Raw genomic sequence first — 26,747 nt, 5'->3', positions numbered from 1 at the left:
TCTTCAATCTAAAATCTAAAATCGAAAATCGAAAATCGCATGACTGCTGACTAATGACAACTGACGATCGGAATCTCGATCGCAAATTCAGTGCCCCCTCCAGGTTCCGAAACGCAGTCGAGCCGCCCCCCGTGCTGTTCGACAACTAAATGGTAAGAAATCGACAGTCCCAACCCAGTGCCCTTGCCGACTGGTTTGGTAGTAAAAAACGGGTCAAATAATTGGTGGCGAATCTCATCCGGTATGCCCCGCCCGTTGTCGGAAATGCGGATCGCGACAAAATCGCCACCAACAACTTCAGTACGAATTGTAATAGTGGGAACAGTCAATGGAGAACTAGGATTTGACGGGGGTGAATTTTTCGCATTTCTCGTCGCCCATTCCCCTTGCTGGATTTCTTCATCCAAAGCGTCAATAGCATTGCCGATAATATTCATGAACACCTGATTGATCTGACCGGCACAGCACTCGATGTGGGGCAAATTGCCATATTCTTTAATAATGTGAATAGTTGGATGTCCGCCGTGAGCTTTGAGCCGGTGCTGCAAAATCAACAAAGTGGTTTCGAGTCCCTCGTGAATGTCAACGAATTTGATGTTAGATTGATCCGATCGCGAAAAATTACGCATCGACACAACTATTTGGCGGATGCGCTCGGTTCCTACTTGCATAGAAGACACTAGCTTAGATAAGTCTTCTACCAAAAAATCGATTTCCATCTCTGCTGCTGCTTCCCGAATTTCCGAGACTGGTTCGGGATAGTGCTGCTGGTAAAGTTCCAAAAGTTGGATCAATTCTTTGATGTAGTGGCTGGCGTGGGAAAGGTTGCCGTAGATAAAATTAACAGGATTGTTAATTTCGTGAGCGATACCGGCAATCATTTGTCCCAAAGAAGACATTTTTTCTGTTTGCACTAATTGAGTTTGAGTTTGCTGCAACTTTCGCACAGTTTGCTCTAATTGCTGCGCTTGATTTTTCAAGCAAGTTTGCTTTCGCCGCAGCACTTCTTCGACTCGCTGGCGCTTGAGAATATCCCGTCTCAACAATTCATTGGATTCTAAAAGTTGAGCGGTGCGTTCTTCAACTTGTTTTTTTAAGTCGTCGTGAGCTTGGCGCAGGGCTTCTTGGGCCCGCTGCCGCTCTAAAATTTCTTGCTGCAAAAGTTCGTTGGCTTTCTGCAATTGGGTGGCTCGATCGTCCACTGCTTGTTGCAACAGCTCGATCGTCCCATACATTTCAGATTGGTTAAAAACTTGCGGCAAACTTGTCTGAGAAACAACACCCAAAAGTTCTCCCTGGCTGCCAACTACTACCAAACGGCGGACGCAGTGGCGCTGCATGGACTGGTGCACACTCCAGAGGGAATCGGCGGGAGATATGCAAAATAAAGGCGCACTCATGGCCCTTGCTGCTGGGATTTCCGAGAGGTTTAATTCGAGGGCGTGAAACTGCACGATGTCGCGCTCGGTGACAATGCCGATCGGAATTTGGTAATTTTGTGTTGGTGCGATCGCCCGATCGGGATGCTGAGTTTGCTCTTTGACAATGACGACGGAACTAACTCGATGCTTAACCATGAGCTGGGCTAAATCGAGGGCTGAGGCAGTTTTTGGGGCAGAAATCACTTGCTGCGTCATGACATCTGCTGCACAGCGCAAATTGGTTAGCAAGTTAATCGGTTGCAGGGCTTCGTGAATGGCTTCGCGGGTGATGATGCCCAGAAGTCGCGAGTCCTCGTCCACTACGGGCAAATGCCGGATGGAGTGCTGGCGCAACGTGAACATAGCGGTGAAAATATCTTGAGACTCGGATTGTTTGAGGGTAATGGGCGATCGAGTCATTACATCCGCAATTGTCAGTCCGACTGTACAAGCTGCGACGGTAGTTAGCTTGACGATATCCCGTTCTGTAAAAATGCCGATGGGCCGATTATCTTCGACGATTAAGACGCAACTGCGCTTGGCTGCGCTAGCAACAGCGTTTGGTTTTTCGCCACAAAGGTGACAGGAGACACGCATCGGGTTCATGAGAGCCAACACTTGGGCGATCGGGGTTTCTGGAGCCACGGTGAGGGGGTGGCGGTCGATCGCCCGATCTAAAGGTGACGAGTAGAGCGGCCGGCTGTTGGGGCGTCCAGCAGGTTCTGATGATTTAATTACCGACAACTGCGGGGCTGAATCTCGGAAATGTTGTAATTGTTCTTCTTGTAGCATGATTATTAATTTTAGTTAATGAATTGTTACAATTTTGGAGACTTGGGTTGGCAGACTTAGCATTAATTAAGCCGGTGACAGATGCTCGATCGCCTAAAATTCTGATTGCTAGAACACCCTTATTTAATTTTTATTTTTTAAATCCTATGTCGTGGACGCCATTAAGTCATCGAATTCATCACTTGCCGCTGATCCTTGCGGGCCCGATTTTGCGCCGGACTGAAAGTCGGGCCGTGACAGTTTGGCTGGCTCTGAAAGCACCCCGCCAAGTCGAACTCAAGGTTTATTCGACAGAGGGCGGAACCGGCGAAATTGTCGATCGGCCCTTGCTGCAAGGTGCGAACTCTACCGTGCAGATCGGCAAATACCTGCACGTAGTCGCGGTGACTGCTAAACCAATTAACAGCAATGTCTTGACATCTGGGCAAATTTATGCTTATGACATCGAGTTTGCTGCGAGTCGCGAGTCGCCGTCGGCGGGTGCAGTCCCAGAAAATGAGAAAGAAAATCTCATTTCTTGCCTGTGGCCTGCCGCCCCTGATTTATCGGCTTTGGGGCCGGAGACGATTAGTTATTTCGCTCACCAGTTGCCCACTTTTGCCCTGCCGCCGAACGATTTAAACTATTTGCGTATCGTTCACGGTTCTTGTCGCAAGCCGCACGGAGACGGCAGAGATGCGCTGCCAATCTTGGATAATTCGATCGAACAGTTTGCAGGAACGGCAAATAGCAGGCCCCACCAACTGTTTTTAACGGGCGACCAAATTTACGGCGACGACGTTGCCGATGCCATGCTGTGGGCCTTGACTGACGCTGGCGATACACTGTTGGGCTGGGAAGAAAGTCTACCCCTGATGGATGATGCCCAAATAAAAAAGAATTTGTGTATCAGTATACCTAAAAATTCGGAAAACGAAAATGCAGTTAGCCCAGAGAGGGAAATTTTTAGAGAGTCGCCAATTCAGAAACCGTCTGATGCTGAGTATCAGTCCAAAAAACCAATTGAGTTACAGCCTGGGACTCGCAGCGATATTGCCAGAGATTTTGGCGGCTTTACGGCGATGTTGGTGAATCAATCGGACAAGTCTAAAAGTCACTTGTTCAGTTTGGGCGAATATTGCGCGATGTATTTGTTAGTTTGGTCGCCGGTACTCTGGTGCACGAGTTTTCCGAAGGGTAAGGATATTTGTCCAAATTCTAAGCAGGCAAAAGTCTGGGATAGAGAAGTTGTTGAACTTGACGGTTTTGCTCGCAATTTGTGGAGAGTGAGGAGGGCGCTAGCGAATATTCCTACTTATATGATTTGCGATGACCATGATGTTAGCGACGATTTTTATTTGAATCGAGAGTGGTGTTACCGGGTGCTGGGAAAGCCGCTGGGCCGGCGGGTGGTGCAGAATGCTTTGCTGGCTTACGCTGTGTTTCAGGCTTGGGGAAATACGCCCGCACAGTTCGATCGCGAAAAACCGGGAGATAAATTATTCAAGGCTGCTGAAAAATGGTCTGCTTCGGCGGGGACTGATGTTTCTGCTTGGGAGGAGGCGGCTTCGTATTTGGGAATTCCCGGGCTCGACCCGAAAACTCATTTGCCTAAGTTGAAATTAGATGAAGATGTTTTTATTTTGGATCGGGATGGCGAGGGTGTAAGTGAGGTTTTGAATTGGCATTTTACTGTGAGAAGTTTTAAGCACGAGGTGATTGTGCTGGATACGCGGAATTGGCGGGGGTATCCGGTGGAAAGCCCGATCGATCCACCGATGCTTTTGACTCACAAAGGTTTTGAGGAGCAAATTCAGCGGCCTTTGAGGGAGACTGATTTGCTGAATAAAACTGGGGAGTTTGAAATTGAGGCGACTCTGGTGGTTGTGCCGACAAATTTGGTGGGTTTGTGGATTATTGATGCGGTGCAAAAGTGGGATGTGGCACAGGGGAAGGTTTTTAATAGTGATGCGGGGGATGCTTGGAATTTTCATGAGTTAGCTTTTGTAAAGCTGTTGTCGGAGTTTTTTAAGCAGCGCGATCGGGTGATTGTGTTGACGGGGGATATTCACTATGCTGCTGCTGTGCGACTGAGTTATTGGTCTGATTGTCATTTTGGCGATTCTCGATCGAATATTGAGCCTTTGACGAGGGAGAATTATCGGTCAAATTGTCAATATTCTGTGTTGGCACAGTTAACTGCTAGTGCTTTTATTAATGAGGAGTGGAAAACGCATTTAGTTCATACTAAGATTAAGTCGCTGTTGCCTGAGCGATCGCACGAATGTTTGGGATGGAATGACCCGCTGGAATTAATGAAAATTTCGAGGGGTGGCAGAAAGAAAGCTATCGCTGCTGTCAGGAATCGACAATCTATGCCTGATTGGGGCTATCGGATTGACTGGATTAAACGGCAAAGAGCTCGGGTATTTTTGCTGCTAGAAAAGGGAACTGCGTCAGATAGATCGCATAAAAATAAACAATTGCCCTTCCTGCATAGGTTGTGGAATTTTATATCGCTGTTGTGGCGCAATCGCTGGCTGCAAGAGGGTGATGAGATTGTGGGATATAGTAATATTGCGATCGTCAGTTTTCAGTGGCCTGCTGATGGTGATGGGGAGAAAGCGGTGATCCAAAATGTTTATTGGCGACCGCTTTGGGAGCCGAATAGTGTGGTTTACAGTCAATATTTTGTGCCACTGGGATTGGATGAGGATGATTAGATTCACGATTTCTTGAAGAAGTCGGGGATTTCGATACGGGTACAATATTGTGATCAGTTTGTGGCAGTATCCGCCGGGGGGAAACCCCAGTCTCATAGCTAAAGTCGATTGGAACTGAGATGTTTCACCATTCTCAAGAACAGGCAAGATGCCTGTTCCACAACAGATGAATTTTATTGTGGAACAGGCCGAAAAGCCTGTTCATAAAAAAGTAATGGAGAATGGTGCAATATCTCAGTTGGAACTGAGATGTTTCACCATTCTCAAGAACAGGCAAGATGCCTGTTCCACAAAGAATAAGTTTTCTTGTGGGGAGTCGCAGAATTTCCATAGCCAGCCGACTTGCTCAATCAGTTAAAAGCCAGACGCAAAAAGTCGAGGGCGGACTTGGCAGATATGGAAGTTGTTTGGGACATATTAGAAAACCATCAGCACCAAAGTTGAGCGGAAAACTAACCTTCTTGCTGTGCAATGAGCGTGAAACCCTTGATGGATATACTATAAATTAGGAAGCCCGTGACGAGATTTGAACTCGTGACTTCCTCCTTACCAAGGAGGTACTCTACCACTGAGTTACACGGGCATAAAAAATTAAGAACCTCCAATTAAAAAATTAATTTTTAATTCTTAAATTTTAACTTCTTATTAAATTGAGGTGGGCCGAGCTAGATTTGAACTAGCGTAGGCGTAGCCAGCGGATTTACAGTCCGCCCCCATTAACCGCTCGGGCATCGACCCATTTCCATCACAGTTATATATCCTAGCACCAGAATCTTTATTTGCAACATTATATTTAAAACTCTAATCATTAAGTTGAGAACACATAAGTGAGTTAGCGGCAGACGGGAAAATTGAACACTGTTTAAGGTGCAATACGCTTGGGCCCGAGCCCGATCCCCCCTAGCCTAGGGCGGGCACGGGGGCACCGCCCCTACGAAGGGGGGGACCAGAACTTACTCTTGCGTCTCCCAACAACCAGGGGGATGCTGCAAGGGATATCGCCCGGAATAAACAGTTTTAACCCAAGCGTATTGGTTTAAGGTGTGCATTCCTAAGTCTAGGCTGGGTGCCCGCCCGCAGCAGGGCTGTTTCATTCTCTTGTAGGGGCAGCAAAGAGTGGCTGCCCCCATGTCCCAAACGCCTGTGAACTCGTCTGTGGGGGGGTAGGCACGGGGAGTAGGGGTAGCACTACCCCTACAAAAGCCTGATTTTCCTGAGAATGAAACAGCACTGCCGCCCGGAGCACCCTAAGTCTAGACTAAGAGGTTGATTAACAGTCAGACTTTTTCTGACATTTGCTAACAATCACTTACATTTGCCTTCTGGTCTTCATGTCATATAGAATGAATTTAGCCACTCAGATGTAGGTGAAAAACCTTGGTAGTACGCAACCGCTATATAAATAAGTTGCCTCTACATTATCAAAGCAAATAATCAGATTGGCGTGGGGCTGTAAGCGATAACCAAGCTGAAGGCAAGAATATAAGTGCTTGTAGAAATTTCTACGGGCATCGGTTGATACGCCTTGGTTGAGATCTGATCTCAACTTATGTATTTGTTAGCAAATGTTAGCAAAAAAGTATCGGAAATCCCTAACTCACTAATTCCCCGGTTTCTTGCAGGGAGTGCAGCCGGCGATAAATGCCTTGTTGACTCAAGAGTTCGTCGTGACTGCCAACTTCGACGATTCTACCGCCGTCGAGTACGACGATCGCATCGGCTTCGCGAATTGTACTCAGTCTGTGGGCAATAATTATGGTGGTGCGCGTACCGAGAATATTTCGCATGGCTATCTGGATCGATCGCTCCGACTCATAGTCCAAACTAGAAGTAGCCTCATCAAAAATTAACACATCCGGCTCCACCAACAGCGCCCTGGCAATCCCCAATCGCTGCCGCTGACCGCCGGACAAGCGCATTCCTCGCTCCCCGACCACGGTATAATAACCTTGGGGCAACAGCCGCACAAAATCGTCTACTTTGGCAATGCGACAAGCATCCTCAACTTGCTCGAAAGTTGCATTTCTGTTTCCGTATGTCAAATTTTCCAGCAAAGTACCGTTAAAAACGTCTACTTCTTGGTGGACAATGGCTAAACGCTGGCGGTAGCGAGTCACGTCTAAGCTGCAAATGTCTTCGCCGTCGATCAGAATGCGGCCGGAGTTTGGTTCAAAGTAGCGAAACAGAAGTTTAACTAAAGTCGATTTCCCGGAACCCGATCGCCCGACTAATGCTACAGTGTGACGGGGATAAATCAATAAATTCACATCTTGCAAAACGGGTTTTTGACTGTCGTACCCGAATGTCAAACCGCTGATCTCAACTTTGCCGGTAAATTTATAAGGTGGCTGTGCCGATCGAGCATTTTCTGCTAAATTAACCACATCAACACCGTCTGGCGTTTGCATAAACTCGTGGAACCGGATCATTGAAGAATAACGCCGCGCCAATAATTCGGCGATAATGCTAATCGGACGCAGTTGGGAATATGCCATGCTTGCCAACGTGTAAAGGGTAACAAAATATCCGAGGGAAATTTTGCCTCCTACCGTTTCTGCTAGGCTAAAACCGAGAACTGAAAACAAACACAACTGGACGATCGTCTGCTGGTATGTCCCCAGGGTGACGTATCCTTTGTGAATGCGGTGGATCACGACTTTTAATTCGCGATCGAGTCTGGTGGTTTGCCTTTTGAGTTCATCGCTTTCTGTCGCAAAAGCTTTGACTGTTTTGATGTTGGTGATAATTTCCGAGTTGCGGCTTTCGGTATCTTCGATGTATTCATCGAGAATTTCTTCCCGCGCAGTCACCTGTTGCAGGCCTTTGAGGGTGAAACTGAGGATAAATAGGAATGAAACCACAATTAATAAGCCAATCCGCCACTCAATTAAGCAGATAACGGCAAAAATGCCGATTAAGCGGACGACTTCGGGGATGAAGTCGCCGGCAATTTCTGGGTAAGTCCAAGTATGGTTGGCGATGCCTTTGGCGATGCGGCTGGCAATCCGTCCGGCGTTGTTTTCGTCGTAGAATTCTAGGGGTAAGGTGAGGATTTTGCCGATCGCACTTCTCATTCGATCGCGCCTTGCCCTCAATGGTATCACCCAGTGGAACCAACTTCCCACCCAAGGCTGTACCGGTGCTTTGGCGACTGTTACCAGAAAAATTATGCCCAGCAAGACGGATAGCGATAATATTTTGTTGGGTGACTGCTGGGTAACAGAGGCGATCGCTGTTATGAGTTTTTGCGTTACTGTATCTGTAGCTTTACCCGACAATACGTTTAATATTTGACCGATCGCGTAAGGAACAAGCAAATCGGCTAGTGCCAAAACGCTGGATGCGCCTATGCTGTAAACTGAGATTTTCCAGTACCGACTGTAGTATTGGAAAATGTCCTGAAAGCTTGCCATAAATTTGTGTTGAGATACAACCCTTGCAAACACTTGCATTTAAAACTGCGCTCTCGGCGCGCCGTGTTTACAAGTGTACTACAAAAGTAGTTGATCGGGGATTCATCTCGGCTCATGCTAGCGACTCGCCCGATCGGGTGATTTATGGCAATCATTCGATCGTCAGCAATCGATCCGCATTCCTGGGCAATAAATTCAAGACTAAGGGCAAAAAAATGCAAAAGACAGAATTTTTCTTAAATTCTGCCTTCTGAGCAATGCCTTATAAGTTTTACGTTGGAGTAGTCTGTTAGCTGAAGGTGTAGGCTGATTGCAATGCCCACCAGATCAAGAAGCCGATTCCGCCGGCAATGACAATCGCCGAAATGGCGATCGCTATAGGACTGTCAGCTCCCTTGAACTTCATGATTCCGCGATTTAAATCTGACATGACAGTGTTCTCCCACAATTCCAGCTTGATTGTAGCTTTGTAGTTAGCCGATGGCGGTCAATTTTCACGGCAATTACTGATTTGGTTAATGATCTGGCTGCTGAAATTGCAGGTGGGGAGTGGGTTTGGGGGGGGTTTACTGGGTTTGTGAAAAAAACTTACTAAAAAGACTTGACAAATTTAGAGAATTGAGACAATATTATTAATACCGCAGGAAATGCGGGTGTAGCTCAGTGGTAGAGCGTCACCTTGCCAAGGTGAATGTCGCGCGTTCGAATCGCGTCACCCGCTTTAGAAGATAAAAAAATCAAGGAAACCGGAAAGTAGATCAAGAAAGTTTTCGGTATCCTCCTAATGAAGGATGGTTGAAAATACCTAAGTTAGTGGTAAGATTGAATGCAGAACTTGTAAGTCAAAATTGCCGATCGGGCGATATCTCGAAACAGGCAGTTGAAAGCCTCGCTTTGGCGGAATTGACAAGTTTGATTAAGTGGATATGTTAACGATTATTTTTGCAAAAACGCTTTTTTTATCCGATCGCTAGTGCCATCTCAAAAAGCTCCAAAGATTGACTTAAACGATGAGTACCCCTGTCCTTGCCGACGGCGGGGTCGTCTAGTTCCCATAACGTTGACAGAAGCCTTTGGCTGCAACCGCTGTCAACAAATATTTGTATTGGACGAAAGTGGAGACGTGATCGAGCAACTATCAACGAACTATCCTTACAAGCAGGCTTGGCGGTGGACGGGCCACCAGTGGAACAGAGCGCATCCGGGTTTGAAGGCCCATTACTTGCCACTGGCTTTGGGTATGATATTGGTGCCGCTAGTGATTTGGTTGCCCTTGGCGCTACACTCGCCGGGCCCAAATATTATTCTGTGGGCAATGGTCGCGGTGCTGCTAGCAATGCTGCCGGCGCTGATGGTATGGCTCGCTTACAGGCGTTAGCTAGATGATAATAGAGGATTTTACCCATTCATCAGATGCCGCAAATGTCGCGCGTCGCGCTTATCAAGCTTCTTTGGAGTTGGCTACGACAAAGAGTGCCGATCGCGCTGCAGCTTTGCAGGCGATGGCGGGCTCGCTGAAACGGCGGCAAAATGATATTTTAGAAGCAAATACTCTGGATCTAGAAGCGAGTCGGGACATGGCGATTCCCGAGTTGATTGTGGAGTGGCTGAAGCTGACGCCGGAACGGATCAAGACAACTGTGCAAATTCTGCAACGGTTGGGGGAAATGCCAGATCCGATCGGTAGGGTGATCAATGCTTCTTATCAGGTCGATCGGTGTCAGGTTTACTGTCAGTCGCTACCACTGGGGGCGATCGCTCTAATTTACGAGGCCTTTCCAGAGTTGGGGGCGATCGCCGCGGGTTTGTCTCTCAAAAGCGCTAACAGTTTGATTCTTAAAGGCGGCAGCGAAAGCTGGCACACTAATACAGTAATTGGGGAAGCTTTGGTGTCGGCGATCGATGAGGTAGGTTTGCCATCGGGATGTTTGCAGATACTGCCGCCGGATCGGGGCGCTTCGATCCGAGAATTGGTCACTCAAGACCAATATCTCAATTTAATTATTCCCTACGGTAGACCAAGTTTGGTGCAGCAGGTGGTAAGGCTGTGCACAGCACCAGTTTTGAGGTCGGCAATGGGAAATTGTTACCTTTATTGGTCGCCGACTGGTAGTTTGGAGATGGCAAGGTGGATGATTTTGGACAGCCATCAAAGCGTGCCCGATCCTGTTAATGCGATCGAGAAAGTGCTGATCGATCGCAACCAAAAGCCTTCTTCCTTAGTCAGGCTGTGGAACAGTTTAAAAGAAAAAGGCTTTCAAATTAGCGGCGATGCGGATCTTGTTGCAGATTTCCCAGAGTTGAAGCTGGCGGAACAATACGAGTGGACTCAACCGTATTTAAACAAAACCATAGCGTTTAAAGTTGTCGATAGTTTAGAGATTGCGATCGGCTGGATCAACCGCTACAGCAGTGGTCACGCTGACTGCATTGCCACTGAATCTTACTTAGAAAGTCGCCAATTTGCTCTGGATGTTAACAGCGCCTCAACTTTTATTAATGCCTCACCTCGGTTTTGGCGCTATCAAAATCGGGGAGATGCGATATTTTTGGGAATGTCCAACCAAAAAGGTTATCGCCGGGGATTGATCGGGTTAGATACGCTGACGACAATTAAAGAAATTGTTCAGGGAAACGGACTTTTTTAATTTTATAGGTTATTTAGAATTGGTTATTGGGATTAAACCAAAGTGAAAAGTGGGAGACTATTATCGATGCGTAAGCCTTTAATAGTTGTTCCAAAAATCTTTTTATAGGATACAATAATATCTTGGTAGAACAATCAGGCCGCCTCGATCTAAAGCAATTTGATCGCAAGCTCCCGGATAGCTGCAGTGGAGACAGATAAAATCTCCGCCTCCTGACAACAATAAGCCGCCGGATTTATGTGTGGGTTCAATCTAAAATCGGGTACGGAATCTAATTAAATTTAGAAACTTATTAAGTCACCTCAAAATCCTCTTAGCGATCACATGAAATCCGAAAAATCAGTCAATACTCTAGACAAGACGGCAACGCCGACTTTAGGCAAAGAAACGCTAATTCACCACTCGGTATATGTTAAAAAATTGCGTCCGCTGCTGCCATCAGAGGCCTTTGAAGCGAATTCCAGCAAGTTAGGGATACTTCTGATAAATATCGGGATATTATTGTTAGGATGGGGAATTGCTGATAATCTCGATCGCTGGCCTGTCTACCTTTTATGGCTTTACTTACCTTTAGCCGTCATGATGGGTAATAGTATCATAGTTTTGCTATTTAGCTCCCACGATTTGATGCACGGCAGCGTTCAGAAAAAGTCTCGCCTGACTTATCCGATCGCCTTTTTGGGACTAAGTATGCTGTTTATGCCACCTACACAGTGGAAATCCCTGCACAACCTCGTACATCACAATAACACGAATTCTGTGGCAGATCCCGATCGCAACTATCTGTACCAGCAACCAGATACTTGGGGAAAATGGATTCAAAATCTGTTTGTACCCTCGGTGGAAGTCAATCCGGTGTGGTTAATTGTAGGGATGGCCGGTTCGTGGTTAGTGCATAATTTCCGCAATCTCACCTCGGTGCTCTTATTTAACGATAAATCTGTTGATTACGTACCGGCTGCCTTTACAGTTAGTCCTAAAGATAGATTGACAATCGCATTTGAATGTCTGGGAATTTTAGGCATTCATGCGAGCATTTTATTCTACCTAAATTTTCATCCGCTCAAAATCGCTCTTGCGTACTTTTTGCCGATCGCAATTGGTCATGCAGGGGCAATGTTTTACATCTATACCAATCATATGGGTTGCCGGATGACCGCCATTAATGACCCGCTGATCAACAGTGCTTCTGTGCGGGTTCCTAAAATATTTGACCTGCTGCACTTGAATTTCTCTTACCACACAGAGCATCATATTTTCCCCAGCATCAACTCAAACTATTATCCGATGGTGCAAGAGTTATTGCAAATTCACTATCCCGCTCGCATGAATTTAATCAATGCTGGCGACGCTTGGCGGTTGCTGGTGGAAACACCCCGGCATTATCAAGATGAAGTTACCTTCACTGATTCCTCTGGAACAATGTCTGTAAATTACTCGATCGCTGAAGACTACAAAAGCTGAGAATTCGCATGGCAGCCACATCTTGAACCATGCTTAAGAACAGGCTTTCCGGCCTGTTCCACAAACAATGAATTTTCTTTTGGGGAGTAGGGGTTGGGTGTCTCGCCAACCCCAAAAATACACTCCTACATACTGATGCTATTGAGTACCAACGAAGGCTTAAGAGCAATGTAAGGAATTACTCGTTTTTGATTGTTAGCATCAATTTTTTGTTCTGCCATATTCAAATTTTGCTGGAACTGTCTGGCCAAAAGTTCGATCGGGGTTCCCGCAAAAACTTCGTCGAAACTCATGCGGTAGAGTTCTCGGAAAGATTTATCGTAAAAACCTAAACGGTCATATCGATAAGCTGACAAAATAAACATAATTTTCAGTTGTTCAGCCGCTCGCTTGTACGGAGGAAGCAACCGTAAAATGTCCTTTTCCGTAATCACTTCGAGAGTCCCAGAAGCATTAATTTTGGGAATGTCCCGGTATGCTGCCAAGGGCATATTGGCGGCAAAACTCATGTATTCATACTGTGGAAAATTGACTGCTGAATGCTGCGGGCCGCAGGTAAAAATTATGGTTGTGACAATTTTAATTAATTGTTCAACTGTGTCGATTTTGCTGGGCATTCCTTTGACTTTACCGCCCTCATTCGAGGCTAATTCTTGGGCCCAAGTTTGCAGTTCCACGTCTTGGACGAGTGCATCATTTGTCGGGTAAAAGTGTTTGAGATAGCCGGAGACAAAGGTTTCGATCGCATTCCACAGCAGTAATCCATCATCTCGGTAAGGATAGTGAGGCAGTTGATTTGGATCGTCCATGCCCCGATTTTTCAGTTCGGTTGGGAAGGCAAATTGATCCAGACTCCAGTTACTGCAAGCCTCTCTAGCTATTTCCATTGTCTCTGGCAAGCTACCGCTTAGCAAGTCATCGACTGGCCCGCCCGGAGCGATCAAATAAGAACGCGCCAGCTCGTTGTTGACCAGCATAAACCGAAAGTGCGGTTTCAGCAGCAGGCTAAGGGGGTGATTTTTAGCCAACTGTCGGGCGGTGACGATCGCGATTGGTTCCATCACCAGATGAGTTCGACCTAAATGCGAACTCATTTCGTGGTGATTGGCATCTGCTACTTGCACGCAGAGTTTCGCAAACAGCCAATCCACAGGAGGATCGAACGGGGTGTAAAGATGGCTATTTGGGGTCGGATCTAGTTGAATGGCGATCGGCACCAGTTCACCGCGATCGCGGATTCCCGTCCACCGCCAAGCGAAAAAAGCTCGCGGTTTTGGCAAGAATTTTCTGCCTTTTTCATAGCTGCCGCCTCCAATTTTTGAAGGCGCGCGATAGTGTTGGTCGCTACCCGTATAATCGGCAATGTAAATGTTTTTTTGTTGCAACTCTTGGCCCAGATCGAATAATGGGTGAAAGCTGGAAATTTGTGCCAGTGTTTGCGCCCGAGGATCGCCGGCATCTAACAAACGAAGCACCATCGGATTTGCTCCAGACAGGCGCTGTTCTGCAAAAGAGCGATCGGTTTGGTAGATTTTGGCAACAGCAGGTAGCGGCAGCAGAGTAAAGAAATCTTCATAGTCTTGGAGGTCGTCGAGAGGATCGAGAAAACTTCTCGAATCGGCTGCCAGCATATTTCCGGGAAGTTCCGATGTTGCTAGTATCCGCTCTCCAATATACTTGCTCGAAAAGTTCTCGACTGGCGGCACATCTTTCAATAATGCCAAAGGCGATAAAGCGTCATTGTCAAACTGATAAGCTTGTTGCTGACGCTTCAAGGAATCTTTGCGCTGTTCTTGGTTCTGGTCGTCTTGAGGAAGAGAAGGTTTCATATTGTCTACCATTGTATAAATCAACTCTCTTTTTGTAGTAAAAGCTCGGAGATCATCACTACCGATCGAGGATGGAATTTAAAAAGTATTGTGCAGGCTCACGCTTGATATAGCTCTTATTCAGCGAGCAATAATCGTATTCCGGACTTTTTTAAACTCAGAAAAATTCCTCAAAAGAAGGCAAAACTTCTCGATCGCCCTAAATCAACGTAGAAAAGTTTCATTCTCAGGATAAGTAGCTCGCGCTCAAGAACCCCGACTTCTTTGAGATGTCGGGGTTTGGGGTGTTCGGTTTTTTGAGCTGGGTCTGCTGATTAGCGGTTAGGCACGAACCATTAAATATTGACCGTTGCCGTTATATTCGCCGTCACAACTCGCGAAATTAGCCACAAACCAAATTAAGTAAAACCGCCAGATGCGGCGAAATTTGGCATAGTCGATGCCGTAGTCGAAATCTTTGACTATGGCCTGATAATCGTCAAAGTTTTTCAGCCAGTTAGCAAAGGTTGTGGAGTAATTGTATCCGTTGAGATACCAGTTTTTTATGGTTTTGAGGTCTTTCTTGTGGCTGGCAACTGTATCGTATTTCCAGTAACGGCCGTGGGGGAAAATGTATTTGTGGGTGAAAACGCTGGAGATATTGTTGGGAGTGCGAACTGTGATGATGTGAATGAAAACTTTGCCGTTATCCTTCAGGGAAGATGCCAGCTTTTGGAAAGCTTTCGTTAAATTGCCTACATGCTCAAAAACTCCGATGGAGAGAATTTTGTCAAATTTTGTCTCGAAGTTGGCGTCGTTCAAATCGCCTTCATATAGGGTAAATCGACCTGAACTAAGGTAGCTTTCGGGGTATTGCATCTTCTGACGCATATACTCGCATTGGTGGTGGCTGAGGTTAATGTCAGTAAACTGGACATTGGGGAATTTGGAAAGAATGTAATTGGGAACACAACCCCAACCGCAACCAAAGTCTAAAATATTGTCGCCATCTTGAATCTCTAGCTTTTCAATCACATCATCAATCATCTGCATTTGCGATTGTTCAAGGTTGGCGGCTCCTTTTTCCCACAACCCCATGCTGTATTTAGGATAAATGAGTTTTCCATCGCCTAACATCGGATTCAGCATTGCTTGAGGCAAGTCGTACTGAATCTTCATTAAATCCCGCGGCCCTTCGGCTGTATGGTCTGTTTCTGTTAGTACCCATTCGTAGGGTGCAAGCAGGGACGGGATATGCTTAAAAAAGACGGGCATACAGGTATCAAAAAGCGATCGCAATACTGAATCTGCGACTTCTAAGCCGTTGATATAAGACTCTGCTACTGCCATTTGCACCGCGTTAACTGCACTGACTGCGAGGCGGGTTGCTCCGTAGGCGATCGGACTTTTGGTATGCACATCTCCTACGATGGGAATGTGTTTTTCGATGTTTTGTAGGGCTGTTGATGAAGTCATGGTTATACTCGTTTTAAAGATGCTGCTATTCTATCTCACGAAAATTGGCTAGTTGTTAGAGAGCAAAAAAGCTGAAACTATTGCCAAGTAAGGTTTGCACAGCAAAACTCTGCAAAATCCTAAAAATATATGGCGGTTGAAGGGGATTTGATAACGGATTTATAGGGTTTGGGCGATATAAATTTTATTAAGAATTATGTCAGTCTATTTTAGATTTTAGATTTTAGATTTTAGATTAACTCCAGAGCTTGAATTGGGGTATTTTTACGCTGAGATTAAAATTTTAGTGTTCAGTTATACCATTTTAGATATTAGAATTGAAAATGAATGATGAGCTAAGAGTTGGACTCTTGCCTAGAGTTGCATTCTTTTTTTAAACTGGTGTCAATCGATTTTAGATTTTAGATTTTAGATTTTAGAGGCGACCCCACGGATAAATGCGGGGGCAATAAGTGATTTTCTATTTTCGATTTGGGATTGATTCCACGGATAAATCACGTGGCGGGTACCACATGAAGAAATTCGTGGTCAGTTGGGCGCTTGAGCTGACGAAACGAGAAGCAAATGCCGATCGCGACTTATAGTTAAGGAATCAGGGATACAGAAAAAATGCCCAGAAACCGGGTTTGCATACAGGTTAGCTGCAATAACAGATGTCCGCGAGATTCCTCGCTAATTAGCTAGACGCGCCACATATGCCACAGATTCACTATCTGCCGGACGATCGCACGATCGAGATAGACGACGACGATATAATTCTCGAAGCTTCCCTGCGTGCCGGCATTCCCCACACCCACATCTGCGGCGGTAGCGCCCGGTGTTCGACTTGCCGGGTATTGATTGTCGAAGGTTTGGAATTTTGCTCTCCGCGCACTTCGCCGGAAGAGGAACTTGCCCAAAAATTGCGTTTAGAACCGGAAATTAGACTGGCTTGTCAGACACAGGTTGCGGGCGGCAAGGTGATTTTGCGCCGATTGGCGATCGATTCTGAAGACTTGGAATCATTTAACGACGAAATGGCGGGAAAGTTGATTTCTACTCCTGTCGGGCAAGAGAAGAAAATTGCAATTTTGTTTGCCGATATTCGCGGGTTTACTGCGTTTGCAGAATCGCTGTTGCCCTACGATGTAATTTATGTTTTAAATCGCTATTTCCAAAAAATGGGTTATGCGATCAACCGCAATGGCGGGATGATTAATAATTACATGGGAGATGGTTTTATGGCACTGTTTGGGTTGGAAAATCCCGACAAGGCGGCGGAACAAGCAGTGAGGGCTGGGGTGGAGATGCTGGAGGAACTAGAGAAACTCAATCCCTATTTTGAGACTTTATACCGTCACCGATTGCGGATTGGGATTGGCATTCACTGCGGCTGGGTGGTTGTGGGGAATTTGGGGGCGTCGAAGAGTCAGACAGTTACGGCGATAGGAGATGCGGTGAATTTGGCCAGCCGGATCGAGGCTGCTAACAAGCAAGTAGGAACAAGTTTACTGATTTCCGAGGAGACTTATCAGGAAGTTAAGGAATTGGCGATCGTCGATCGGTGCGTATCCGTGCCAATTCCGGGGAAAAGTGGCGAATATCCGCTGTATGAAGTAGTCGGGATGCCGCCGCTGCCCGTGGAAACCGAAGAAGTTTCTGAGGTAAGGGAAGGTTCTATTTGGCAAAGTTTTGTCAATAAGTTACTGGCTTTGTATGCTGCGGTGTACAATTGGATTAGGAAAATTTGGATTCAAATTAGAAAACTATAGCTCAACTTTTTTGAGTTTTGTTATTCCATCGATAACATGAATATTCCTCAGTCAATAGTTCGCATTTTTCTCATGCTCCCCAACGGTCAGATTGGGGCTCAACTGCGAGATAATATCCCAGGTATTGCCAGTCAAGGAATGCTTTCTACTTTTGGTGGTGGCGTGGACATAGGAGAAAGTCCACAGGAGGCAGCAGTGCGAGAAATGGAGGAAGAAACTTGCCTCACAACCAATTTTTACCAAATGGACTTTATCACAACTTTTACTCACCAAAAGACTCAAAATGATAGAAAAGTTTTACAAAAAAACCACCTTTTTTTGGCGAGAGTTAGCGATTGTGATAAAATAGAAATCCAAGAAGGTGTGGGTTTGGTAGTTTTGAGAAAAGATGTAGATTTTGAAAAAGTCAACGCCGGGGAAGGTACTCACATGGCTTGGAAATTGTTGCAGGAATATTTAAAATAAAAACTCCCACACTACGTTTTCCCCGCGAGGGGACTGAAACTTTAATAGAGAACTTCTTTACTATGTTGTCAAATACGAACTCAGAGTACGAATCATTACTACAACGAGCGATCGCGATCGCAGCCAAAGCTCATGATGGGCAGGTTGATAAGGCAGGCAATCCCTATCTCGATCATCCGCTATTTGTGATGGAAAATGTAACTTCTATAGAGCAGAAAATCGTTGCGGTTTTACACGATGCGGTCGAAGATTCTGAACTTACACTTGAGCAACTTAGAAGCGAAGGTTTTCCTGAAGTTATCGTCTCGGCGATCGAGGCGATTACCAAAATAGAAGGAGAAGCTTATCCAGCTTATTTAGAACGTGTTATTGCCAACCCGATCGCATTGGCAGTCAAAATCGCTGATGTTACTCATAATCTTGATATTCGTCGCATCGCCAATCCCACAGAGGCAGATTTTCAACGCCTTGCCAAATACAAAAAAGTCCTCCATCAGTTGCGTGCAGCTTTAAAGTAATTATTTTTTATTACAGCCTCTTCGGTGGTTCATGAAGTACACTATAAATATAGTGTGTGGTGTTAATCTGTAGGGTGCGTCGCTGCGAAATATTGGTCGATAAAACTTACAGATTGACGGGTGGCGACGCACCTTACACGGGCTAGAAGATTGTGTGTACCACATCTACATGGAATATGCTGTAAATAAACTGAAAATAGGTAAATTCAGCCTAATTAATTTCAGTTCAAATACGCTAAGCTGTTGCGCGTTTAAATTGCATATTCGGGACGGGCTCGCGTGCCCATCCCACAATAATTTGAGTGATTTTTGACACACAATTTAAATGGAGAACAGCTTAAGAGACATAAATTTAACCGCAGATATCCGCGTGGCACAGGCATCTTGCCTGTGCGATATCTAGGCATCTTGCCTGTGCGATATCTAGGCATCTTGCCTGTGCGATATCTAGGCATCTTACCTGTGCGATATCTAGGCATCTTGCCTGTGCGATATCTAGGCATCTTGCCTGTGCGATATCTGCGGTTAAAAAAATCCCGAAATCCTAAGCCATTACCATCCCCCCATCCACATTAAAAACCTGCCCCGTTATATAAGCCGCCGCCGCATCTGCCGCCAAAAACTTCACCATCCCCGCAACTTCCTCAACTTCCCCGTATCTCCCCAGCGGAATATATTTCAAAATCTCATCAGACTTGACATCCTTAGTCATATCTGTAGTGATAAAACCCGGTGCAACCGCATTCACCGTAATCCCGCGACTCGCCAACTCTTTCGCCACAGTTTTAGTAAATCCAATTACCCCAGCTTTCGCCGCACTGTAATTAGCTTGTCCGGGATTGCCCATTTGTCCAGCAACCGAAGCAATATTAATAATTCGGCCGCTTCGCTGTTTCAGCATGATTTTACTGGCAGCTTTCGCACACAAAAACACGCCAGTTAGATTCAAATCAATTACCGCTTGCCAATCTTCCAACTTCATCCGCAGCAGCAAAGTATCGCGAGTAATGCCGGCATTGTTCACCAAAATGTCAATTCGTCCCCATTTTTCCATGACATTACTGGTGAGTAAATCTACTTGGTCAGTTTTCGAGACATCTGCTGCAAGTGCGACAGCTTCTCCTCCAGCAGCGACTATTTCTGCTACCACCTCATCAGCAGCCGCACTCGAACTCGCATAGTTGACGGCGACTTTAGCGCCCTCTGTGGCTAGGGCTAAAGCAACGGCGCGGCCGATTCCCCGCGACGCACCGGTCACGACAGCAACTTGACCCCGCAATCTCTGAAAAGTCTCTGGTAATAATTCCATAATTGTATCCTCGCAATCTACCAGAGAATTTTGCACTAAAATCGAGCCAGAACCCAAAAAATTATTTTGTCTTATGGCAGTTCAAAAACAGTTCAGCAGTTTTGAGGAGTTACTATCGGGCTCTGACTTGCCCGTGTTGGTGGATTTTTACGCTACTTGGTGCGGGCCTTGTCAGATGATGGCACCGATTTTGGAGCAAGTGAGTGGTCAGATGAAAGACAAGCTGATGGTTGTCAAAATTGACACGGATAAGTACGAACAGTTGGCGTCGCAGTATCACATTTATGCTTTGCCGACTTTGGTGTTGTTCAAAAATGGCGCTGAGGTCGATCGCATTGAGGGAGTTATGCAACCGGCGCAGTTGATCGATCGAGTGCAACCTTACTTGTAACCGGAGCCAATTATCTCACACGTAGGGTGCGTCACCTAATAGACATCTCCCAAAAAGATATTCAAGAACAGGCAGGATGCCTGTTCCACAAGAATTATGGGAGATGTCTAATATCTGATCAATTATGAATAAGATAATCCTAGTTGACGCTCCCTACTGATGAAGACTCCCAGCCACGCTATTATCAATCTGGCAATTCTTGGCACACCGCAACTGCCGCAAGCTAATCTCATTATTGTCATTGGCGGAATCTTACCCGACATCCCAATATTTTTATTTTACTTTTGGGCGAAATACATTGCTCGCTTGCCCGAAGCTACAATTTGGTCAAAAGCATATTATGAGCCTTTTGTGCAAGATATTGTGGCTCTGTTTCATTCTATACCTCTGGCGGTTATTGGTTTGCTAATTGCTTATTACTTTGGCTGGCAAAGTGTGCAAATTCTGTTTATCAGCATGATACTACACTCTCTGGGAGATTTGCCTGTCCACAATGACGACGCTCATCGGCACTTTTTTCCGTTCAGCAATTACCGTTTTATCAGTCCGTTTTCTTATTGGGATCGGAAGCACTACGGGTCAATTGTTTCTTTGGTTGAAATGTTGTTAGTCCTGCTGTCAACTTACCGCGTTTTTGGTTTTGTTAATTCTTATGTTGGAAAAACGTTGTTGATTTTGGTGAATGCTTTTTACTTAATTGGATCGGTGTCTTTTTACGTCCGTTCTTTAGTTTCTCGTTCTTAATTATTCTGCTGCAATTGCTCTCTCACCGGATTATCGAGATTGTTTTGGCGGAATTGTGCGATCGTACTGGGAATCTAGAACACAATGTAAAGTTTTATAACAAAAACCCACATTTCTGCCTCAACAGCTTGACAAAAACAATTTTCCTATGGTGAGATACTAAGAATCACAACAAGTTACTGTATCGCTTGTTCGCATCTTAATGAAATTTTCCAATAAATCGCCCTTCAACAGTCAAGAGCCGTTCCCTATTGGTGAAACGACCTTAATACCTGAATTCGACCTAAATACCGCAAACTTACTCAATCCTCAAGCCCTTAGCAGCCCTACCCCAGAGCCAGCACTCCCCGGACTTCCAGACAGTTTTAACAATAACCCCGAAGACACCACAATCTCCTCCAAATCCATCAATTTTAGCCCCACATTAAAGGATTTCAGTTTTACCCCCCCGTAAAAAAATCTCTTGAACTCGATACTCTCACTGGCGAACCTGTAAACGAAAGACAAATCGACTACTTCGGTAAAGAGGGTATTTTTGCGGAAAGACGCGCATCTCAACTCGCTCCAAATGCGGCAAATCCCAAAAATCCTCCACTGATTGAAAGTGCAGAAGTCAAATTCAAAGACGCAAACAATCAACCTTTTGAGAACAATCTACCAGTTTTGTTTCTGACGGGAAGCAACGTTTTAGCAGACAACTTTGGCGACCCCAAAGGTAGCCAATTTAGCGATTTAGTGGTAAAATTTTATGTTGGTGACCAAGCTTACGAAGGCACAATACTAACCAACCTCAGTCGCGAATTAGCAGACAATAAATTTGAAGTAGCTGTCAGAGTTCCCGACACCGTACCCTTGGGCGATTCCCGAATTGTCCTCAGTCGCAAACAGAACGAAAAAGTCAGTTCAAATCCGGCAGAACCAGCAACAGAAATTCTCTACAACAGCAATTCCTACCGGATTGAAAACGATACAGAATATGTTTTTGGGGCCCAGTGGACAGCGGATAGAATCGCCGTACTCAACGGTTCCGACCCCGAATCTGTTGTGGCGACAACGAACAGCAGCGACTTGCTAATTGGTAACATTGCTGTAGGTACGGACGATCGACTAGATAGAGCCAGAGATTTGACTGTAACTAGCGACGGTTCTCGCGTGTACGTGCCTCTAGAAGCTTCAGGTCGAGTCGCTTTAGTCGATCCGATAACCCGACAGCAAATAGACACCAAAGCCGATATAGCTGGCATCAATCCGATCGATTTGCCTAGCGGTGCATCGCCTCGTTCAATTGTACTTGATTCTCGCGACCAATACGCTTACATTGCTGACGGCAAAGCTGGCGGCAATTCCATCTACGTTCTCGATATCAACCCGTTCTCCTCCAAGTATCACCAAGTTACCCAAACTATCACAGTTGGTGCAGCACCTAGCGGTTTGCGACAGATGGCAATTAGCAGCGACGGCAAGAAGCTATTCGTTACCGCGCCCAATGGGTTAAACAGCCAGATTTACGTTGTGAATATTGACCCCAAAGACCGACCCCGCGATCCAAGTCAGAACCCCCGAAAGTGGAATCAATTAATCGGAACTGTAACGGCTGATGAAGGGTTAGAAGGATTAGCTGCTACGGTCGATCCGCTGAAAATGACGTTCACAAACAGCGGCAAAGATAGCAAAGGATTTGGCGTACTGGATATTACTAATAATGACCCGGTAAGTTTTGCTGCTACCACTCGCTATGCAAGTTTAGGGCTGGGTTCAACTTTTGATTACTTCGATGTGAATGAGGGAGTTTCGGTAACGGTTTTACCGGATGCTAGCTATGCGTTTGTTGTGGGTCGCAATGCGGACACGAAATTTTTCGGTCAGGAATTGCCCAGCGTGGATGGAGACCCGCGGGCCGGTAGCAATATCGGCATTATCAAAGACCCGCTGACAAATCCGCAATTAGTAGCAGCAACTCGACCAATTCCCGACGGATTTGCTACTGATTTAGCGCTTTCAGGTAATAGCAAGTACCTCTATGCTTCCTATCCCAATTTGAGCGGTGCTAATGGCAAGGTGTATGTTTTTGACACTGAAGAATTCGTCAAAACAGTGACCAACCCCGCTCAATTTCAAATTGATGCTAAAGGTCGAGGTGTCGGGCTGCCTTTGTTTGACAGCACTACAGCACGAAATGCTACGGTTGCTGACCTTTCCACAGTGCCCATTGATAATATTAACCCAGCGGTTAGTGTTGCTGCTGACTTCCAGATTCTGATTGATGCGAACAGCCAGTATACTTACGGCGTGCCGCCTGGTAGCAAGCGAGCTCCCGTTTCTGCGACTAACTCTCGCGGTTTGGCGGCGACACCGCTGGATTGGTTGGATTTAACAGGGCCAGGGGATAGTTCAAATGACTTGACTCCTACTTTTGAATGGGAATTTGACGAATTGCCGAGTGAAAATGTAGAAGAAGTTAACCTCTTCCTCAGCGTATTCGATGAAGGTGAAGGACTGCTGCCGTGGGATGAAGTTGTCGATTTACCAGACCCGAATGGCAATGAATTTCTGTTCAATCAAGGATTGAGCAAACCAGAACAGTTGGACTTATTGACAAAACCTTGGAATACTTCTTTTTACCGCAGCCAAGAGAACGACTTCAACCCCAACCGAATTCTAACTGCAACTTGGCAAAGAGGTGATGACGGCATTGGCAAGTGGACTTTGGATGGCGGGCAAACATTTATTGAAGGTACAAATACCAGCTTCACGCTACCTGACAACCTCACTTTGACAGCGGGTCAGGAGTACAATTGGGCTGTTGAAGCTTGGAATAAAAATGGCAGCCGGAACATAGAGTTTGGCGATTTTTGGACGCCAATATTGACCGAGCCCGATGATGGTAATGATGTCTTCCCCAGCGTAACTGTGCTGACTCATGGCTTCAAGCCTCCCTTTAGTGCTCCCTTTTTTGATAACCCTGGAATTCCTTCAGAGTTTTACCAACTGGGCAATAGTATTGCCAATGCAGGTGCTGAGGACAACGGTTTGATGATGAGGTACGACCTCGCTACTGGTTATTGGGTTCCTGTCACCAAATATGGAGCGGTTGCGCCAGATTTCCCAGCAGGTGAGAATCCAGAAAATGACGCCGACTATCTCACCAAGTTGGAGAGTTACATAGCTCCATACCTTGACAACAATCAACCGTTAGTGCTGCTGAATGACTGGTCGAATAATAATGAATCGGCAGCTCCTGATTCAGGTTTTAGCGAAGCAGTGGCAGATACTTTCTTTGCTTCCATCGTGCAGTTAGACCAACTGTTCATTGATGAAAATAGCACGGCAAAACAAGGAGCAATTTTCAATTCACCGCTGCATTTTGTTGGTTTCAGTCGGGGAACAGTTGTTAACAGCGAAATTATTCAGCGTTTGGGGACTCATTTTCCTGAAGCTGGTGGAAAAGAAAACTCTGATATTCGCGACCTTCAGATGACAACTTTAGACCCCCACGATTTCGACCAACCGGGGCTAAATGTAGTGACAGATAATTTCGGCGATTTCCGCGAACCGAAGGTTCAGGTTTGGGAAAATGTCACTTTTGCGGATAATTACTATCAGACAGTACCGGATTTATCAGGAGGTACGGTTTCGCCTGCGGGTCGGGATATTCCCAATCTTCCGTCTACTGAAGATGGAAAAACAGCCCCCGGACTTCAGTTTCCGCGAGAAGGTTGGAGGTCAGAAAATCCCGATGCTACTGCTCCGCTGTTGGGAGAACCGGATTTGTCTGTTTTTCTGGGAACTAATCAAAATAACCCAGATTATGACAACAGTCGTGCTGGGTTTACGAAGGAAACCGATCCTACTGTTGGTATTGCTGGAAGGGGAGCTGTACACGGACGTGTTTTGAGTTGGTATGGGGGGACATCAGATTTGTTTCCAACTAACTTCCCGTTCGATGAAAACTTAGATGCTAATCCTCTTTTCCGCCGACGCGGCGATGGGTATCGCGAACCTTTGTTCGATAAGGACTTTTCATTTGGCGCTACTGTTTTGACAGGTGCCGCTCGCGTTAGCCCTTGGTATACGCCGGAAGACAGTTTTGAGCATGGTGTTGATGCTGCTCCTTGGGAAGGAATTGGTACGGGGTGGTTTTATTCGGTTTTGGGTGGCGGAAAGGAGTTTCGTCCCCAAACGAATGTAGAGCGTATCCCGGTAGATTTTGACAATACTTATGATGCCAGGATGCGGGGAGATGCTGCGGTTCCTACTTTGTTTAACGGCAATTTTGATGCGGTTTTCAATCCGCAGGGTGGTAATCGGACTATTTTTTCTAATGCGATTCCTGGTTGGTCTTTTCATAATGGCGAAACGTCAGCGAGTGTGTCTACCAGCAATCTCGTTGATGTGAATCAGCTATCTGCAACAGAGGCTCCGGCTTTGCACGCGGAACTCGATAGGATTGGGGTCGATCGAACTCAAGCAAATTATGCTCTGAAGCTAGAATCAGGTAAAAGTATTACTCACAACCGTTTTGTTGTGCCTGAGTGGGGGAATTTACGATTTGACCTCCATGTTCCCGAAACAGAACTGGTGGATCGAGATCGACGCAGAACAGTTTTGGTCACTTTGTCAGCAGCAGATGGAAGTCCTTTAGGCGTTTCATCATCGATCAACTTGAGGCGAGCGAATCGTACAAGAGGTGCATATTTAGCAGATACACAAAGGATTGATTATGGAATTCAAGGGTTTGAGACTTTCCAAGTAGAGGTGCCTGACAATTTGCGCGGTCAAGTAGCAACTCTGAAGTTTGAAGTTGTTGGTGGCGGTAATGTTTACTTAGATAATGTATTTTTCAAAAGCCAACATCTACTGTTTGGAAATCCCTCAGATGCCAGGAACACAACTGATCTTGCTATTGCGGAGCGCAATAACTATTTGCTAGAGAAAGCACAGTTTGCCACTGCTTATGATGACAGCAGTAAAACTCCTAAATGGGTAAGTTGGCAACTGAATCAAAAGTGGCTGGGTAGTGTTGCGCGCTCAAATCTCAGATTTATCGAAGATCAAAGTATTCCTGAAACTTGGGGTCGGGTCAAAAATGAGGACTACAGCAACAGTTTGTATTCAAGGGGTCATATGCTACCTTCGTCTCAGCGAACTAATAGTGAAAAGGACAACATAGCGACTTTTTTGATGACGAATGTAGTTCCACAGCATCAAGATAACAACGATCTCAGCCTAGATGAAAATCCGCCAAGTCCAGCATGGACGAGTTTTGATGATTTGCTTGCATCCACTACTAATATTGACTCAAAAGAGCTTTATGTTGTCGCTGGGGGTTATGAAAGCAATCTAAATCCTCAACGTATAAGCCATAGAGCAAGACCCAGCAGATTAACAAATCCCCAGATTCTTACAAGCAAAGGAATCAATATTCCTGGTTGGACTTGGAAGGTCGTACTGGATTTAGAGCAACCAGGACTGAATCCTGCTAATGTCACAATTGCTAACACTACAACTTACGGCATTTTGACACCCAACGAGGTTGAACCAGCTCACGTCCCAACTAATCCAAATGGATCGGTAGATGCGAATGGAGATTTCCCACTTCCAGTTCCTCACCCATTCAATACTTTGTTGGGGTTAAGTCTTCCAGACATACAAAACAAAGCTGCTTGGAGAAATTGGCAAACATGGCAACTGACTGTTAACCAAATTGAGGAGTTGACTGAGCTTGACTTCTTCTCAAATATTCCAGACGAGATAGAGGAAATAATCGAATCATAAGGCTGATCGTATAGACATCAAACAAATTAGCCTGGAAAGCTTGCTTAGCATACCAGGCTATTGACTTTTA

17 protein-coding genes and 3 tRNA genes are annotated in these 26,747 nt (G+C 45.7%); 12 read left to right on the top strand and 8 right to left on the bottom strand.

The window, feature by feature from the left end; translation table 11 throughout:
• Positions 1-50: 50 nt before the first annotated feature.
• Positions 51-2,213 (bottom strand): CBS domain-containing protein, encoded by a 2,163-nt coding sequence (locus tag QUB35_RS08420; protein ID WP_333141120.1) that lies wholly within the window; start codon positions 2,211-2,213, stop codon positions 51-53.
• Positions 2,214-2,260: 47 nt separating this feature from the next.
• Here QUB35_RS08420 and QUB35_RS08415 point away from each other — a divergent pair, with 47 nt between their 5' ends.
• Both QUB35_RS08415 and QUB35_RS08410 read left to right on the top strand, forming a co-directional pair.
• Positions 2,261-4,915: a PhoD-like phosphatase gene (locus QUB35_RS08415; protein ID WP_333141118.1), complete on the top strand. Its 2,655-nt coding sequence runs from the start codon at positions 2,261-2,263 to the stop codon at positions 4,913-4,915.
• Between the two features lie 148 nt (positions 4,916-5,063).
• The gene (locus tag QUB35_RS08410; RefSeq protein ID WP_333141116.1) at positions 5,064-5,273 is read left to right on the top strand and encodes a hypothetical protein; all 210 of its coding nucleotides are present in this window, start codon (positions 5,064-5,066) and stop codon (positions 5,271-5,273) included.
• A 153-nt stretch (positions 5,274-5,426) separates the two neighbouring features.
• On the opposite strand, the gene QUB35_RS08405 is transcribed toward QUB35_RS08410, so the two are convergent.
• The 4 genes from QUB35_RS08405 to QUB35_RS08390 all read right to left on the bottom strand — a co-directional run bounded on the left by QUB35_RS08405 (position 5,427) and on the right by QUB35_RS08390 (position 8,758).
• Positions 5,427-5,498, bottom strand: a tRNA-Thr gene (locus QUB35_RS08405).
• Positions 5,499-5,571: 73 nt separating this feature from the next.
• Positions 5,572-5,653: transfer RNA gene (locus tag QUB35_RS08400), tRNA-Tyr, on the bottom strand.
• An 854-nt stretch (positions 5,654-6,507) separates the two neighbouring features.
• Positions 6,508-8,328 carry an ABC transporter ATP-binding protein gene (locus tag QUB35_RS08395; protein ID WP_333141114.1) on the bottom strand — a complete coding sequence of 607 codons (1,821 nt, stop codon included), beginning with the start codon at positions 8,326-8,328 and terminating at the stop codon, positions 6,508-6,510.
• 289 nt (positions 8,329-8,617) lie between these two features.
• Positions 8,618-8,758 (bottom strand): hypothetical protein, encoded by a 141-nt coding sequence (locus QUB35_RS08390; RefSeq protein WP_172188980.1) that lies wholly within the window; start codon positions 8,756-8,758, stop codon positions 8,618-8,620.
• A 219-nt stretch (positions 8,759-8,977) separates the two neighbouring features.
• On the opposite strand from QUB35_RS08390, the gene QUB35_RS08385 reads away from it, so the two are divergent.
• The 4 genes from QUB35_RS08385 to QUB35_RS08370 all read left to right on the top strand — a co-directional run bounded on the left by QUB35_RS08385 (position 8,978) and on the right by QUB35_RS08370 (position 12,440).
• Positions 8,978-9,049: transfer RNA gene (locus tag QUB35_RS08385), tRNA-Gly, on the top strand.
• A gap of 252 nt (positions 9,050-9,301) precedes the next feature.
• Positions 9,302-9,706, top strand: a complete 405-nt coding sequence (locus tag QUB35_RS08380; protein ID WP_333056560.1) for a hypothetical protein — start codon at positions 9,302-9,304, stop codon at positions 9,704-9,706.
• Between the two features lie 4 nt (positions 9,707-9,710).
• Positions 9,711-10,976, top strand: a complete 1,266-nt coding sequence (locus QUB35_RS08375) for a glutamate-5-semialdehyde dehydrogenase (RefSeq protein ID WP_333141111.1) — start codon at positions 9,711-9,713, stop codon at positions 10,974-10,976.
• 324 nt (positions 10,977-11,300) lie between these two features.
• Positions 11,301-12,440: a fatty acid desaturase gene (locus tag QUB35_RS08370; protein ID WP_333141109.1), complete on the top strand. Its 1,140-nt coding sequence runs from the start codon at positions 11,301-11,303 to the stop codon at positions 12,438-12,440.
• 125 nt (positions 12,441-12,565) lie between these two features.
• On the opposite strand, the gene QUB35_RS08365 is transcribed toward QUB35_RS08370, so the two are convergent.
• Both QUB35_RS08365 and QUB35_RS08360 read right to left on the bottom strand, forming a co-directional pair.
• Positions 12,566-14,269, bottom strand: coding sequence for a lipoxygenase family protein (locus tag QUB35_RS08365; protein WP_333141107.1), 1,704 nt, complete (start codon positions 14,267-14,269; stop codon positions 12,566-12,568).
• A 321-nt stretch (positions 14,270-14,590) separates the two neighbouring features.
• Entirely contained in the window at positions 14,591-15,724 is a 1,134-nt protein-coding gene (locus tag QUB35_RS08360; protein ID WP_333141105.1) for a class I SAM-dependent methyltransferase, read from the bottom strand.
• Positions 15,725-16,419: 695 nt separating this feature from the next.
• Here QUB35_RS08360 and QUB35_RS08355 point away from each other — a divergent pair.
• From QUB35_RS08355 to QUB35_RS08345, 3 genes are all read left to right on the top strand, one after another.
• A complete protein-coding gene (locus QUB35_RS08355; protein WP_333141103.1) occupies positions 16,420-17,475 on the top strand; it encodes an adenylate/guanylate cyclase domain-containing protein in 1,056 nt (351 codons plus the stop codon).
• Positions 17,476-17,511: 36 nt separating this feature from the next.
• A complete protein-coding gene (locus QUB35_RS08350) occupies positions 17,512-17,940 on the top strand; it encodes an NUDIX domain-containing protein (RefSeq protein WP_333141101.1) in 429 nt (142 codons plus the stop codon).
• A 62-nt stretch (positions 17,941-18,002) separates the two neighbouring features.
• Positions 18,003-18,458 carry an HD domain-containing protein gene (locus QUB35_RS08345; RefSeq protein ID WP_333141099.1) on the top strand — a complete coding sequence of 152 codons (456 nt, stop codon included), beginning with the start codon at positions 18,003-18,005 and terminating at the stop codon, positions 18,456-18,458.
• A gap of 544 nt (positions 18,459-19,002) precedes the next feature.
• Here QUB35_RS08345 and fabG read toward each other — a convergent pair.
• A complete protein-coding gene (gene fabG / locus QUB35_RS08340; RefSeq protein WP_333141097.1) occupies positions 19,003-19,767 on the bottom strand; it encodes a 3-oxoacyl-[acyl-carrier-protein] reductase in 765 nt (254 codons plus the stop codon).
• A gap of 73 nt (positions 19,768-19,840) precedes the next feature.
• Between fabG and trxA the strand changes: the two genes are divergently transcribed.
• From trxA to QUB35_RS08325, 3 genes are all read left to right on the top strand, one after another.
• On the top strand, positions 19,841-20,158 hold the full coding sequence (trxA, locus tag QUB35_RS08335) for a thioredoxin (RefSeq protein WP_333141095.1): 318 nt from the start codon (positions 19,841-19,843) through the stop codon (positions 20,156-20,158).
• A 159-nt stretch (positions 20,159-20,317) separates the two neighbouring features.
• Positions 20,318-20,902 (top strand): hypothetical protein, encoded by a 585-nt coding sequence (locus QUB35_RS08330; RefSeq protein WP_333141093.1) that lies wholly within the window; start codon positions 20,318-20,320, stop codon positions 20,900-20,902.
• 663 nt (positions 20,903-21,565) lie between these two features.
• Entirely contained in the window at positions 21,566-26,677 is a 5,112-nt protein-coding gene (locus tag QUB35_RS08325; protein WP_333141091.1) for a DNA/RNA non-specific endonuclease, read from the top strand.
• Positions 26,678-26,747: the final 70 nt, after the last annotated feature.

This window comes from Microcoleus sp. B13-B6 (genome assembly GCF_036705405.1).
Taxonomy (GTDB): Bacteria; Cyanobacteriota; Cyanobacteriia; order Cyanobacteriales; family Microcoleaceae; genus Microcoleus.
This window is presented reverse-complemented; position numbering and strand designations above follow the sequence as displayed.

What these genes read in the sequence shown, in the direction of transcription:
- QUB35_RS08375 (WP_333141111.1), top strand. Translation starts at nt 9,711, where the DNA reads ATGATAATAGAGGATTTTACCCATTCATCAGATGCCGCAAATGTCGCG.
- QUB35_RS08330 (WP_333141093.1), top strand. Translation starts at nt 20,318, where the DNA reads ATGAAGACTCCCAGCCACGCTATTATCAATCTGGCAATTCTTGGCACA.
- QUB35_RS08360 (WP_333141105.1), bottom strand. Translation starts at nt 15,724, where the DNA reads ATGACTTCATCAACAGCCCTACAAAACATCGAAAAACACATTCCCATC.
- QUB35_RS08355 (WP_333141103.1), top strand. Translation starts at nt 16,420, where the DNA reads ATGCCACAGATTCACTATCTGCCGGACGATCGCACGATCGAGATAGAC.
- fabG (WP_333141097.1), bottom strand. Translation starts at nt 19,767, where the DNA reads ATGGAATTATTACCAGAGACTTTTCAGAGATTGCGGGGTCAAGTTGCT.
- QUB35_RS08390 (WP_172188980.1), bottom strand. Translation starts at nt 8,758, where the DNA reads ATGTCAGATTTAAATCGCGGAATCATGAAGTTCAAGGGAGCTGACAGT.
- QUB35_RS08395 (WP_333141114.1), bottom strand. Translation starts at nt 8,328, where the DNA reads ATGGCAAGCTTTCAGGACATTTTCCAATACTACAGTCGGTACTGGAAA.
- QUB35_RS08410 (WP_333141116.1), top strand. Translation starts at nt 5,064, where the DNA reads ATGCCTGTTCCACAACAGATGAATTTTATTGTGGAACAGGCCGAAAAG.
- QUB35_RS08345 (WP_333141099.1), top strand. Translation starts at nt 18,003, where the DNA reads ATGTTGTCAAATACGAACTCAGAGTACGAATCATTACTACAACGAGCG.
- QUB35_RS08350 (WP_333141101.1), top strand. Translation starts at nt 17,512, where the DNA reads ATGAATATTCCTCAGTCAATAGTTCGCATTTTTCTCATGCTCCCCAAC.
- QUB35_RS08420 (WP_333141120.1), bottom strand. Translation starts at nt 2,213, where the DNA reads ATGCTACAAGAAGAACAATTACAACATTTCCGAGATTCAGCCCCGCAG.
- QUB35_RS08370 (WP_333141109.1), top strand. Translation starts at nt 11,301, where the DNA reads ATGAAATCCGAAAAATCAGTCAATACTCTAGACAAGACGGCAACGCCG.
- trxA (WP_333141095.1), top strand. Translation starts at nt 19,841, where the DNA reads ATGGCAGTTCAAAAACAGTTCAGCAGTTTTGAGGAGTTACTATCGGGC.
- QUB35_RS08365 (WP_333141107.1), bottom strand. Translation starts at nt 14,269, where the DNA reads ATGAAACCTTCTCTTCCTCAAGACGACCAGAACCAAGAACAGCGCAAA.